Here is a 12908-nt window from a genome sequence, read left to right as displayed (position 1 = left end):
GCGCACCGCGGTGCCGTGCAGCGGGATGACCGCCGCCATGTCGAGTACCTCTGCCACGCCTGTTGGACACGCTTCCCCCCGTCAGGGTTGTACGCGTACGCCACCGTTTTTGACGGTGCGTCGTTTGCCCTCATGCGTACCCGTTCTCCCCGATGCCCCGCTTGTGCGGCGTGCTCCACGACACATGCTCCTGGGTGCCCGCGAAGACGCTCCCGCCCGACCACTGGTTGCGGAAGGGGGGAAGAGCATCGTCGTCCAGGACATCTGACCTGATCAAGAGGCACCGGACGCCGATTTGCTCACAGGGCCTTCAAGGTCTTCACAGAGCCTACAAAGACGGCCGGTCAGGCGATGCCGATTTCCGGACACCCGACGAGCCCTCCGGCGCCGGGCCGCGAGGCGCCCTCGGGCACATCGGGTACATCGGGCACATCGGGCACAGTGGACCGTCGCGTTCACGAGCGGGCGGCTTCGCCCGCGATGCGCTCCGCGATCTGCACGGCGTTCAGCGCGGCTCCCTTGCGCAGGTTGTCCCCGCACACGAAGAACTCCAGGGCCCGTTCGTCGTCCATCGACCTGCGCACCCGCCCGACCCACGTCGGGTCGGTGCCCGCCACGTCCGCGGGCGTCGGGAAGTCGCCCGTGGCCGGGTCGTCGTACAGCACCACGCCGGGCGAGGTCGCCAGGATCTCGTGGGCGCGGGCGACGGTGACCGGCCGCTCGAAGCGGGCGTGCACGGAGGCGGAGTGTCCGGTCACGACGGGGACGCGGACGCAGGTGGCCGCGACGCGCAGCCCCGGCAGGTCCAGGATCCTGCGGGTCTCCTCACGGATGCCCAGCTCCTCCGAGGACCAGCCGTCCGCGGCGGGCACGCCCGACCAGGGCAGCACGTTGAGGGCGAGGGGGCCGGGGAAGGGACCGGTGTGGTCGCCGACCGCCCGCCGTACGTCTCCGGGGTGGGTGCCGAGCTCGCTGCCGGCGACCAGGGCCAGCTGCCGGCGCAGCGCTTCCGTGCCGGCGCCTCCGGCGGCGCTGGCGGCCTGCTGGGCGGTGACGACGAGCTCGGTGAGCCCGAACTCGGCGTGCAGGGCGCCCACGGCGACAATCAGCGCCAGGGTGGAGCAGCCGGGGCTCGCGACGATGCCGCGTGGCCGGATCCGTACGGCGTGCGGATTGATCTCGGGGACCACGAGCGGCACGTCCGGGTCGGCCCGGAACGCCGTCGAGGTGTCCACGACCACCGCGCCCTTGGCGGCGGCGATCGGCGCCCACTGGGCCGCCACGGCGTCGGGCACCAGGAAGAGGGCCAGGTCGACGCCCGTCAGCGCCTCCTCGCCGAGGGCGAGGACCTCGCACTCCTCCCCCCGTACGGCCAGCTTGCGGCCGGCCGAGCGGGGGGAGGCGAGGAGACGGATCTCGCCCCAGACGTCCGCGTGGTGCGTGAGCGCCTGGAGCAGCACCGCGCCGACGGCCCCGGTCGCTCCCACGACCGCGAGCGTCGGCCTGCGGCTCGTCAAGATGTCACCGAAGTCGTCACCACGAAGATGTCACCACGAAGTCGTCACCACGAAGATGTCACCACGAGGTCAGCGGCCGGTGCCGCCGTAGACGACGGCCTCGTCGGAGTCGCTGTCCAGGCCGAAGGCGGTGTGGACGGCGCGCACGGCCTCGTTGACGTCGTCGGCGCGGGTGACGACCGAGATGCGGATCTCGGAGGTGGAGATCAGCTCGATGTTGACGCCCGCGTCGGACAGCGCGCGGAAGAAGTCCGCGGTGACGCCCGGGTTGGTCTTCATTCCGGCGCCGACCAGGGAGATCTTGCCGATCTGGTCGTCGTAGCGCAGCGAGTCGAAGCCGATCGTGGCCTTCGTCTTCTCCAGGGCGTCGATGGCCTTGCGGCCCTCGGCCTTGGGGAGGGTGAAGGAGATGTCCGTCAGACCGGTGGAGGCGGCGGACACGTTCTGCACGATCATGTCGATGTTGATCTCGGCGTCCGCGACGGCCCGGAAGATCGCCGCGGCCTCGCCCGGCTTGTCCGGCACGCCGACGACGGTGATCTTCGCCTCGGAGGTGTCGTGGGCGACACCGGAGATGATGGCCTGCTCCACCTTGGAGTCCCCTGTCGGTTCGTTGCTGACCCACGTGCCCTGGAGCCCCGAGAAGGAGGAGCGGACGTGGATCGGGATGTTGTAGCGGCGTGCGTACTCGACGCACCGGTGCAGCAGCACCTTGGAGCCGGAGGCGGCGAGCTCCAGCATGTCCTCGAAGGAGATCCAGTCGATCTTCTTCGCCTTCTTCACCACGCGGGGGTCGGCGGTGAAGACGCCGTCGACGTCCGTGTAGATCTCGCAGACCTCGGCGTCGAGCGCGGCGGCCAGGGCGACGGCGGTCGTGTCGGAGCCGCCGCGGCCCAGGGTGGTGATGTCCTTCTTGTCGGCGGACACGCCCTGGAAGCCGGCGACAATGGCGATGTTGCCCTCGTCGAGCGCGGTCCGGATGCGGCCCGGCGTGACATCGATGATGCGCGCTTTGTTGTGGACCGAGTCGGTGATGACACCGGCCTGGCTGCCCGTGAACGACTGGGCCTCGTGACCCAGGTTTTTGATCGCCATGGCCAGAAGGGCCATGGAGATCCGCTCTCCGGCGGTCAGCAGCATGTCGAATTCACGCCCGGCCGGCATCGGCGATACCTGCTCGGCGAGATCGATCAACTCGTCCGTCGTGTCGCCCATCGCGGAAACCACGACGACCACCTGGTGGCCGTTCTTCTTGGCTTCCACGATCCGCTTGGCGACGCGCTTGATGCCTTCGGCATCGGCAACGGAGGAGCCTCCGTACTTCTGCACGACAAGGCCCACGTGCGCTCCTCGCTCAGTCCTTGCCACAGCTGGCACTGCGGTCGGTTCAGTCTAACGAGGGACCGAAAAACGCCACCGTGATATCAGATGGTGAGATTCAGCGTTCGAAGATCGGGACCGGGGTGGCCGTCCGCACCGCTGTGACCAGGACGGGAGGCTCGAAACACGCCCTTCACAAACGTCCGCCATACGAGACCACATTGGCGTGACCTGGACACCTTCCCTTCCCGGGTGCGAATCTCCCGCCATGCCTCATCCCTCCCGCCTCGCCGCCGCCGCAGCGGCCTTCGCGTTCGTCGCCCTCGCCGCGTCCGCCTGCGCGCCGCAGCCCGAGGCCGGCGGCTCCGGCCCGTCCGGTGCCGCGTCCGGCTCCGCCTCGGCCGCGGGCACTCCCGCGTCCTGCGCCCCGGACGCGCTGGCCACCAAGGCCAGGGGAAAGCTGACCGTCGGCACCGACACGCCCGCGTACGCGCCCTGGTTCCAGGACGACGACCCGGCCAACGGCAAGGGCTACGAGTCCGCCGTCGCGTACGCGGTCGCCCGCGAGCTCGGCTTCGCCAAGGAGGACGTGGTCTGGCAGAAGGTCGCCTTCAACAACGCCTTCGCCCCCGGCGAGAAGACCTTCGACTTCGACATCAACCAGGTCTCCGTCAACGAGGACCGCCGCAAGGCCGTGGACCTGTCCACCGGCTACTACGACGTCCGCCAGGCCGTCATCGCGCTGAAGGACTCCGAGGCGGCCAAGGCGACCACCCTCGCCGAACTCAAGGGCGCACGGCTCGGCGCGCAGGTCGGCACGACCAGCCTCGACGTCATCAACGAGCAGATCCAGCCGCGGCAGCGGCCGTCGGTCTTCCAGAAGAACGACCTGGCCAAGGCCGCGCTCAAGAACGGCCAGGTCGACGCGATCGTCGTGGACCTGCCCACCGCGTTCTACATCACCGGTGCCGAGGTCCCCGAGGCCAAGGTCGTCGGCCAGTTCGCGACGACGCCCGGCGCCGGCGCCAAGGAGCAGTTCGGCCTCGTCCTCGACAAGGGCTCCGCGCTCACCGCCTGCGTCTCCCGGGCCGTCGACGCACTGCGCGCGGACGGCACCCTCGCCGCCCTCGAGAAGCAGTGGCTGTCCGACGCGGCGGGCGCACCGGTGCTGAAATGACCTTCGCCAAGGAAGACGCGCCCCGGGACGGGACACCGTCGGACAAGGGCGGGGACACGGGCAGGGGCCCAGGCCAGGACAAGGACCAGGGCCGGGGCCCGGACCGGGGCCCGGACGAAAACCAGGGCCCGGACAAGGACCAGGGCCGGGGCCCGGACCGGGGCCCGGACAAAAACCAGGGCCCGGGCCCGGACGCGTACACGCCGTCCGCGCGGCGCATCGAGCGCGAGCGCTTCAAGCGCTCGCGCACCCGCCGCGCGACGGCCGTCGCCGCCCTGAGCACCCTCGTCACCCTGGCCGTCCTGTACGTGGTCGTCACGGGCTCCCCCGGCTGGCCGCGCACCAAGGAGACGTTCCTCGACGGGGAGTACGCGCGCCAGGCGCTCCCCCTGGTCCTCGACGGCCTCTGGCTCAACCTCCGCCTGCTCGCCGTCTGCGGCGCCGTCACCCTCGTCCTCGGGCTGCTCCTGGCCGTCGCCCGCACCCTGCGCGGCCCCGCGCTCTTCCCGCTGCGCGCCCTGGCCACCGCGTACGTCGACTTCTTCCGCGGCCTGCCGCTCATCATCTGCCTGCTCGCGGTGATCTTCGGCCTGCCCGCGCTGCGCCTCCAGGGCGTCCCCACCGACCCGGTCGTGCTGGGCGGCATCGCGCTGTCCCTGACGTACTCGGCGTACATGGCCGAGGTCTTCCGGGCCGGCATCGAGAGCGTCCACCCCAGCCAGCGGGCCGCCGCCCGTTCGCTCGGCCTGTCGAGCGCGCAGACCATGCGCTTCGTGGTGCTGCCCCAGGCCGTGCGGCGCGTGGTGCCGCCGCTCCTCAACGACCTGGTCTCGCTCCAGAAGGACACCGGCCTGGTCTCCATCGCGGGCGCGGTCGACGCCGTGTACGCGGCGCAGATCCTGGCCAGCAAGACCTTCAACTACACCCCGTACGTCGTCGCGGGCCTGGTGTTCGTCGTGCTCACCATTCCCATGACCCGGTTCACCGACTGGGTCACGGCGCGGATGAACCGGCGCCAGTCGCAGGGAGGCACCGTATGACGGAGAACCCCGGCCCCGTCCTCCGGCTCGAATCCGTCCGCAAGACGTACGGCTCCGGCTCCGGCGCCACGGTCGTCCTGCGCGACGTGGACCTAGAGGTCCCGCAGCACACCGTCACCGTCCTCATCGGCGCCTCCGGCTCCGGCAAGTCGACGCTGCTGCGCTGCTCCAACCTCCTGGAGGAGATCGACGACGGCGCGATCTTCCTGGACGGCGAGGAGATCACCGACCCGCGCACGGACCCCGATGCCGTACGGCGCCGGATCGGCGTCGTCTTCCAGGCGTACAACCTCTTCCCGCACATGAGCGTGCTCGACAACATCACGCTCGCCCCGCGCCGCGTCCACCGCACCGAGCGCCGGGAGGCCGAGGAGCGGGCCCGCGATCTGCTCGACCGGCTCGGGCTCGCCGGCAAGGCGGGCGAGTACCCGGACCGGCTCAGCGGCGGCCAGCAGCAGCGCGTGGCCATCGCCCGCGCCCTCGCGAACCGGCCGCGGCTGCTGCTGCTCGACGAGGTGACGGCGGCGCTCGACCCGGAGCTGGTCGGCGAGGTCCTGGGCGTGGTGCGGGACCTCAAGGAGGAGGGCATGACGATGGTCATCGCCACCCACGAGATGGGCTTCGCCCGCGAGGTCGCCGACCAGGTCTGCTTCCTGGAGAACGGCGTGATCCTGGAGCGCGGCACCTCGGCGGAGGTGTTCGGCGCCCCCGCCCACGAGCGCACGCGCCGCTTCCTGCGCCGCATCGTGGAGGCGGGGCGGCTGTAGGGCGGGCGGCGGGTGGAGGGCGAGCCCCGGGGCCGGACACACCCGGGGCGCCTTCCCGGGGCGTACGGCCCCCCACTCAGGCTCCAGTCCTCCGGTCGCACGGCCCCGGCTCAGGCTCCGGTCCTCCGGTCGTACGACCCCGGCGCAGGCTCCGGTCCTTCCGTCGTACGGCCCCGGCTGCAGCCCTCTGGTCGTGCGACCCAGGCCCCCCGGCCCTGGCCCTGGCCCCGACTGCCGTCCTACCGCACTACGCCTTGCGCCGCACCAGACCGAGCGGGCCCGCGATCTCGCGGGCCATCACGCGGCCCGCCTCCTCCGCGAGGTCCTCCTCCGTGAGGTCCTCGTCCGTGTCGAGCCCGTCGAGCTCGGCGAGCGGCTGGTCGAGGCGGATGTGGGCGATCAGGGACTGCAGCGCGCGCAGGGTGGCGGAGGCGGTGGGGCCCCAGTTCGAGAAGTACGAGAACTGCCACCACCACAGCGCCTCGCTGGTCCGGCCCGCCCGGTAGTGGGCGAGGCCGTGCCGCAGGTCCGTGATGATGTCGGCGAGGCTGTCGGAGATCCGGGCCGGGACCGGCGCCTTGCGCGGCTCGTACGGGTCGAAGACCTCGGAGAAGACGTCCACCGGCTCCAGGAGCGCCGCGAACCGCTCGCGCAGCTCGTCCACGTCCATGTCGGGGCCCGTGTCGGTCTCGTACTGCTCCTCGGGGACGAAGTCCTCGTGCGCCCCCAGCCGCCCGCCCGCGAGCAGCAGCTGGGAGAGCTCCAGGAGCAGGAAGGGCACGGCGCTGCCCGGCTCGTCGCCCTTGGCGACCTCGGTCGTGGCGACGATGAAGCTCTCGATCGAGTCCGCGATCTGGACGGCGAAGTCGTCCGGGTCCTGCGTGATGGAGTGCAGCGTGGGATCAGACATCGAGGAGCCTCCCTGCGAGTGCGCCGTCGCGCGCACGGACCCGGTCGTCGTCATACATCTAGCAGGCGCCGCCCCTCGAAGGCACGTCCCAGGGTGACCTCGTCGGCGTACTCCAGGTCACCGCCGACCGGCAGGCCGCTGGCCAGACGGGTCACCTTCAGGCCCATGGGCTTGATCATCCGCGCGAGGTACGTCGCGGTGGCCTCGCCCTCCAGGTTGGGGTCGGTGGCCAGGATCAGCTCCGTGACCGTGCCGTCCGCCAGGCGGGCGAGCAGCTCACGGATGCGCAGGTCGTCCGGGCCGACGCCCTCGATGGGGCTGATCGCGCCGCCGAGCACGTGGTAGCGGCCCCGGAACTCCCGGGTCCGCTCGATCGCCACGACGTCCTTCGGCTCCTCGACCACGCAGATGACGGTCTGGTCCCGGCGCGGGTCACGGCAGATGTTGCACAGCTCCTGCTGCGCCACGTTGCCGCAGACCGCGCAGAACCGGACCTTCTCCTTGACCTCCAGGAGCGCCTGGGCGAGCCGCCGCACATCGGTCGGCTCGGCCTGGAGGACGTGGAAGGCGATCCGCTGGGCGCTCTTGGGACCGACGCCGGGCAGCCTGCCCAGTTCGTCGATGAGGTCCTGAACCACGCCTTCGTACAACGGAACGCCCTTCGGGAGTGCTTGATTCTTACGGTAATGGCTGGGATCCAGCCGCAGAAGGTGTACGGATCAGAAGAGGCCGTACGGAGGGGCCGGACGAGGCCGTACGGAGGGGCCGGACGAGGCCGTACGGATCGGGCCGGACGAGGCCGTACGGAGGGAACGGCCTACGGACCCGTCGCCCTCAGAAGCCGAGGCCCGGCATGCCCCCGAGGCCCTGCGCCAGCGGGCCCAGCTTGGCCTGCTGCAGCTGCTGGGCGTTGTCGTTGGCGGCCTGCACGGCGGCCAGGATCAGGTCGGCGAGCGTCTCGGTGTCCTCCGGGTCGACCGCCTTGGGGTCGATCACCAGGCCGCGCAGCTCGCCCGAACCGGTCACGGTCGCCTTGACCAGGCCGCCGCCCGCCTGGCCCTCGACCTCGGTCGCCGCGAGCTCCTCCTGGGCGCGGGCGAGATCCTGCTGCATCTTCTGGGCCTGCTGGAGGAGCTGCTGCATGTTGGGCTGGCCACCACCGGGGATCACGGTCACTCCAAACGTTCGGTGTCTCGGTGAACCGAGCCTACGTGCTCGCGGAGCGGGGTGCCGACACAACTCTTTCGAGTGAGAAACTGCGTGCTCCTCTACCTGATCACGACCCTCTTGCGGGCGGAAATCCCGGGATTCCGGGCCCACAGCCCACCATTCGGCGGTAGGAAGGGCAGGCACCACGTGCACCGCACGTCACAGAAGGACACGAGCGCTGAGCTGAACAGAGGAGTTCCCCGGTGAGCCAGCAGCCGGACATGCAGCCGCAGCCGGGGAATCCCGAAGGTCCGGACACGCCCGCGACCCCGGGGCGCTCCGGCGGCCCGGAGAAGCCCGGACGTCCGGCCGCCCGTCCCGACCTGACCGGGGCCCCGTTCCCGCTCGGCGACTGGGGCGAGCCCGCCGAGCGGCTGGACGAGCTCTACCGCTGGGTGGAGTCCCACGCGCTGCGCACCGCCGAGTGGTACCTCTCCGACCGCGTCCGGAAGCGCCGCTGGGCACGCGTGCTGCGCGTCGGCACCGCCCTCGGGGTGATCGCCGGAGCGGCGCTGCCGCTGCTCGACCTCGCGGGGGCCGTCGAGGGGGCGGCCGGCTGGGGCTACCTCTCGCTGCTCCTCGGCGCCGCCTGCCTGGCCTGCGACCGCCACTTCGGCCTGACCTCCGGCTGGATCAGGGACATGGCCACCGCCCAGGCGGTGCAGCGGCGGCTCCAGGCCCTCCAGTTCGACTGGGCCTCGGAGAGCGTGCGGGAGGTCCTCGGCCCCACCGAGGGCACGGCCGGCGAGGCCGCCGAGCGCTGCCTGGGCGTGCTGCGCCGCTTCCAGGAGGACGTGACCGAGCTCGTTCGGGCGGAGACCGCCGACTGGATGGTCGAGTTCCGCTCGGGCCCGGCGCCGCTGGCCCTGCAGTCGGTCGGCACGGCCCCGGCCCGGCCCGAGACCAGTCACCCCGCGGGCCGTTTCCCGCTGCCGCCGGGCACCCGGCCCAACATGCCCCGGCAACGCCCGCCGGAGCCGCGCTGATGGTTGCGGGGGCGGCCCGGTCGGGGGCCCGTACGGGAGGGCGTCCCGTACGGGGGGTCCCGTACGGGTACGGCGACCCCCTGGCCGTATCGGTACCCAAGGAGAACGGGCCCGACGCTTGGGAGGGCCCGACGCTTGGGAGGGCGCGGCGCCCGGGGGCGCGGCGCCTCTCCGCCCCGGGGGCTAGCTCAGGATGATCATGGAGCCCTGGCCGAGGCTCCGGGTCGCCGCCGCGTGCAGGCCGAGCCAGACGTGGCGCTCCCGGGCGAAGGGGCTGTCGTCCTGGTACGGGACCGGGGCGGCGGGCTCCTCCAGGGCGGTGGGCCGGTCCGGGGGCCGCGGGGCGGCGGGCGGGTTGGCCGGGTCGATGCCGATCGCGGGCGCCACGAACTCCAGCTCGCGCAGCAGCCCGTGCGAGGAGCCGAGCGGGCCGCCGCCCTCCAGGAGCCGGTCGTTGCTCAGCGGCGCGGGGAAGTCGACCGGCACGTAGGCACCGGCGTGGTCGTAGTGCCACACCAGGTGGGACTGCTGGGCGGTCGCCTCGAACATCTCCAGGAGCTGCTCGTAGTCCCCGCCGAGCTCGCCGACCGGTTCGACGGGCAGTCCGCACATCTGGAGCAGATAGGCGCGGCGCAGGAAGTGCAGGGCCTCGTAGTCGAAGCCGGCGACGGGGGCGACGTCCCCGGACAGTCCCGGCATGTACGCGTAGACGGGCACGGTGGGCAGGCCGGCCGCGGTCAGGGCGTGGTCGTAGGACGCGATCTCTTCGGCGAAGGGGTTGTCGGGGCTGTGGCACAGCACGTCGACGAGGGGGACCAGCCACAGGTCACAGGCCAAGGGATGCTCGCTCTCCGTCAGTTGCGCGGTCGTCCCGCGGATCGGTCACGGGGACCGCCAGGGTAGTCCGGCCGCGTCGCACGGGCGACGCGTACGGGGGGACTGCCCCCGGAAGGGCCGCCTCAACCCGCGCGGGCGTCCAGCCGGTCCGCCCACTCCAGCGACCGCGCGTTGTACTCCCGTACGACCGCGACGGCCCCGTCCCCGTCGCCGCGCGTGATCGCGTCCACCAGGTCGACGTGGCCGCTCCACAGCCAGCCGAGCAGGTCGCGGTCGGAGCGCAGGTAGGGCACGGAGAACACCCAGGCCTGGACGCGCAGCCGGTGCAGGAAGTCGGCGATGTAGTCGTTGGCGGAGACCAGCCGGCCCAGCTCGCGCCAGTAGCGGATGTCGTAGCCGATGAGGACGTCGAGGTCACCGGCCCGGGCCGCGCGGGCGGCCGCCTCGCCCCGGCGCCGTATCGACACGAGGGCGACCCCGGCGGAGACGTCCGGGTCGGCGGTGCCGGCGCCCGGCGGGGCCTGCGGGGGCGGCGTGGTGCGCGGGGCGTGTCGGCGGAAGATGCCGTCGACGACGAGCATCCGGGCCTCGACCATGCCCCGGTAGTCGTCGACCGAGAACTGGTGCACGCGGAAGCCGCGGTGCTGGTCGGAGTCGAGGAGCCCCTGGGCGCAGAGGTCGACGAGGGCTTCGCGCACGGGTGTCGCGGACACTCCGTACTGCTCGGCGATCTGCTTCACGGTGAATTCCTCGCCGGGCTGGAGACGCCCTGCGAGGACCTCGTCACGGAGCGCGTCCGCGATCTGCCGCCGCAGGGTATTGCGGGTGACAGCTCCGCTCGCGGGCATGTGTGCGGCCCCCTCCGTCCGGTTCCCGGACACCCTAGTCGAGACCACGGAGGGGGCCGATCACGTCACGCGCCGTGCGCCGGGCGCGGGTGGTGAGCCGGTCAGACCGTGTGCCGGTCGGCCACGGTGAGCGCCGCGTCGAGGGCGGCGAGGCCCTCCTTGGCCTCCGCCTCGCTGATGTTGCAGGCGGGGACGGCGTGGGTGCGGTTCATGTTCACGAAGGGCCACAGGCCGTTCTTCTTCGCCTCGGCGGCGAAGGCGGCCATCGGCGCGTTGGCCTCGCCCGCCGCGTTGTACGGGACGAGCGGTTCGCGGGTCTCCTTGTTCCTGACCAGGTCGAGCGCCCAGAAGACGCCGAGTCCGCGTACCTCGCCGACCGAGGGGTGGCGCTCGGCGAGCTCGCGCAGGCCGGGGCCGAGGACGGTCTCGCCGATGTGGGCGGCGTGCTCGACGACCTTCTCGTCCTCCATGACGTGGATGGTGGCGACGGCGGCGGCGCAGGCCAGCGGGTGACCGGAGTAGGTCAGACCGCCCGGGTAGGGCCGCTTGTCGAAGGTGGCGGCGATCTCCTCGCTGATGGCGACGCCGCCGAGCGGCACGTATCCGGAGTTGACGCCCTTGGCGAAGGTCAGCAGGTCGGGCACGACGTCGAAGTGCTCGGCGGCGAACCACCTGCCGGTGCGGCCGAAGCCGGCCATGACCTCGTCGAGGATGAGGACGATGCCGTACCTGTCGCAGATCTCGCGCACGCCGGCGAGGTAGCCGGGCGGCGGGATCATGATGCCGGCGGTGCCCGGGACGCTCTCCAGGATGATCGCGGCGATGGTCTGCGGGCCCTCGAAGGCGATGGTGTCCTCGAGGTGCTGGAGGGCCCGCGCGCACTCCTCCGCCTCGGTGGTGGCGTAGAAGGGCGAGCGGTAGAGGAACGGCGCCCAGAAGTGCACGACGCCGGCGGAGGCGGTGTCGGAGGCCCAGCGGCGCGGGTCGCCGGTCAGGTTGATCGCGGTGGAGGTGGCGCCGTGGTACGAGCGGTAGGCGGAGAGCAGCTTCGTACGGCCCGTGTGCAGCCGGGCCATGCGGACGGCGTTCTCGACGGCCTCGGCGCCGCCGTTGGTGAAGAAGATCTTGTTGAGGTCGCCGGGGGTGCGCTCGGCGATGAGGCGTGCGGCCTCGGAGCGGACGTCCACGGCGAAGGCGGGCGCGAAGGTGGCGAGCTTCCCGGCCTGCTCCTGGATGGCGGCGACGACCTTGGGGTGCTGGTAGCCGATGTTGGTGTAGACGAGGCCGCTGGTGAAGTCGAGGTAGCGGTTCCCGTCGTAGTCCCAGAAGTACGAACCCTCGGCGCCGGCGACGGCGAGCGGGTCGATCAGGCCCTGGGCGGACCAGGAGTGGAAGACGTGCGCGCGGTCGGCCGCTTTGACGGCCGCACCGGCCTGGGGGTCGGGTTCGACATGAGGGGTCATGCGTCGAGCGTAGGTATGCGCAGGTGGGAGGGGCCATGACCATCTTGTCCACCGAGACGGGGGCGGACCCGACACGTTGACTCCCTCGACGAATTCCGAACGCCATTGACAGCATCCTGTCATCATGACAGCCTTCTGTCATAGGGAGATTCGTCCCACGGAGCCGGGGAGGCCGCCATGACCAGCACCGCCCGCACCACCGACGCCAGCACCACCAACGCCACCACCGACGCCCGCACCACCGTCCATCTCGCCGTCTACGACACGCTCGCCGACTGGGAGACGGGCCACGCCACCGCCTGGCTCGCGCGCGCCGGCTACACGGTCCGGACCGTCGGCACGACCGCCGGGGAGCCCGTGACGACGATCGCCGGCATCCGGATCGTCCCGGACCTCTCCCTCGCCGACCTCACGCCCGAGGACAGCGCCCTGCTGATCCTCCCGGGCGCCGAGCAGTACGACGAGGGCGACGAGCTCGCCCCCTTCACCGCCAAGGCCCGCGCCTTCCTCGACGCCGGTGTCCCCGTCGCGGCGATCTGCGGCGCCACCGCCGGGCTCGCCAAGGAGGGCCTGCTCGACGACCGCCCGCACACCAGCGCCGCCTCCTTCTACCTGGCGGCCACCGGCTACAAGGGCGGCGAGCGGTACGTGGAGGCCGACGCCGTCAGGGACGGCGACCTGATCACCGCGGGCCCGACCGAACCGGTCGCCTTCGCCCGTGAGATCTTCGCCCGCCTCGGCGCGTACGAGGGCAAGCGGGACGCCTGGTACCGGCTCTTCCACCATTCCGACCCGGCGGCCTTCGCCGAGCTCAACGCGGACGAGGACTGACCC

13 protein-coding genes are annotated in these 12908 nt (G+C 71.9%); 5 read left to right on the top strand and 8 right to left on the bottom strand.

Annotation, left to right across the window (positions count from 1 at the left end):
* Positions 1-455 precede the first annotated feature (455 nt).
* Together ABD954_RS18280 and ABD954_RS18275 are read right to left on the bottom strand one after the other, a co-directional pair.
* Positions 456-1517, bottom strand: coding sequence for an aspartate-semialdehyde dehydrogenase (locus ABD954_RS18280; protein WP_345487108.1), 1062 nt, complete (start codon positions 1515-1517; stop codon positions 456-458).
* A gap of 69 nt (positions 1518-1586) precedes the next feature.
* A complete protein-coding gene (locus ABD954_RS18275) occupies positions 1587-2858 on the bottom strand; it encodes an aspartate kinase (RefSeq protein WP_345487107.1) in 1272 nt (423 codons plus the stop codon).
* A 247-nt stretch (positions 2859-3105) separates the two neighbouring features.
* Between ABD954_RS18275 and ABD954_RS18270 the strand changes: the two genes are divergently transcribed.
* The 3 genes from ABD954_RS18270 to ABD954_RS18260 are packed head-to-tail and all read left to right on the top strand — an operon-like array spanning position 3106 to position 5821.
* Positions 3106-4014: an ABC transporter substrate-binding protein gene (locus tag ABD954_RS18270; protein ID WP_345487106.1), complete on the top strand. Its 909-nt coding sequence runs from the start codon at positions 3106-3108 to the stop codon at positions 4012-4014.
* Entirely contained in the window at positions 4011-5054 is a 1044-nt protein-coding gene (locus ABD954_RS18265) for an amino acid ABC transporter permease (protein ID WP_345487105.1), read from the top strand. The genes ABD954_RS18270 and ABD954_RS18265 overlap by 4 nt, the downstream gene beginning before the upstream one ends.
* Positions 5051-5821: an amino acid ABC transporter ATP-binding protein gene (locus tag ABD954_RS18260; protein ID WP_345487104.1), complete on the top strand. Its 771-nt coding sequence runs from the start codon at positions 5051-5053 to the stop codon at positions 5819-5821. Before ABD954_RS18265 ends, ABD954_RS18260 begins: the two co-directional genes overlap by 4 nt.
* Positions 5822-6068: 247 nt before the next feature.
* On the opposite strand, the gene ABD954_RS18255 is transcribed toward ABD954_RS18260, so the two are convergent.
* The 3 genes from ABD954_RS18255 to ABD954_RS18245 all read right to left on the bottom strand — a co-directional run bounded on the left by ABD954_RS18255 (position 6069) and on the right by ABD954_RS18245 (position 7901).
* The gene (locus tag ABD954_RS18255) at positions 6069-6731 is read right to left on the bottom strand and encodes a DUF5063 domain-containing protein (protein ID WP_345487103.1); all 663 of its coding nucleotides are present in this window, start codon (positions 6729-6731) and stop codon (positions 6069-6071) included.
* 50 nt (positions 6732-6781) lie between these two features.
* Positions 6782-7381, bottom strand: coding sequence for a recombination mediator RecR (gene recR / locus ABD954_RS18250; protein ID WP_345487102.1), 600 nt, complete (start codon positions 7379-7381; stop codon positions 6782-6784).
* Between the two features lie 184 nt (positions 7382-7565).
* The gene (locus tag ABD954_RS18245) at positions 7566-7901 is read right to left on the bottom strand and encodes a YbaB/EbfC family nucleoid-associated protein (RefSeq protein ID WP_345492266.1); all 336 of its coding nucleotides are present in this window, start codon (positions 7899-7901) and stop codon (positions 7566-7568) included.
* A 260-nt stretch (positions 7902-8161) separates the two neighbouring features.
* Between ABD954_RS18245 and ABD954_RS18240 the strand changes: the two genes are divergently transcribed.
* Positions 8162-8926: an SLATT domain-containing protein gene (locus ABD954_RS18240; protein WP_382745730.1), complete on the top strand. Its 765-nt coding sequence runs from the start codon at positions 8162-8164 to the stop codon at positions 8924-8926.
* 183 nt (positions 8927-9109) lie between these two features.
* Here ABD954_RS18240 and ABD954_RS18235 read toward each other — a convergent pair whose 3' ends face one another.
* The 3 genes from ABD954_RS18235 to ABD954_RS18225 all read right to left on the bottom strand — a co-directional run bounded on the left by ABD954_RS18235 (position 9110) and on the right by ABD954_RS18225 (position 12074).
* Positions 9110-9763 (bottom strand): hypothetical protein, encoded by a 654-nt coding sequence (locus ABD954_RS18235; protein WP_345487100.1) that lies wholly within the window; start codon positions 9761-9763, stop codon positions 9110-9112.
* 122 nt (positions 9764-9885) lie between these two features.
* Positions 9886-10611: a GntR family transcriptional regulator gene (locus ABD954_RS18230; RefSeq protein ID WP_345487099.1), complete on the bottom strand. Its 726-nt coding sequence runs from the start codon at positions 10609-10611 to the stop codon at positions 9886-9888.
* A 101-nt stretch (positions 10612-10712) separates the two neighbouring features.
* On the bottom strand, positions 10713-12074 hold the full coding sequence (locus tag ABD954_RS18225) for an aspartate aminotransferase family protein (protein WP_345487098.1): 1362 nt from the start codon (positions 12072-12074) through the stop codon (positions 10713-10715).
* Positions 12075-12251: 177 nt separating this feature from the next.
* On the opposite strand from ABD954_RS18225, the gene ABD954_RS18220 reads away from it, so the two are divergent.
* The gene (locus ABD954_RS18220; RefSeq protein ID WP_345487096.1) at positions 12252-12905 is read left to right on the top strand and encodes a DJ-1/PfpI family protein; all 654 of its coding nucleotides are present in this window, start codon (positions 12252-12254) and stop codon (positions 12903-12905) included.
* The last annotated feature ends 3 nt before the right edge of the window (positions 12906-12908 follow it).

It is taken from the genome of Streptomyces roseoviridis (assembly GCF_039535235.1).
Classification (GTDB): domain Bacteria; phylum Actinomycetota; class Actinomycetes; order Streptomycetales; family Streptomycetaceae; genus Streptomyces; species Streptomyces roseoviridis.
This window is presented reverse-complemented; position numbering and strand designations above follow the sequence as displayed.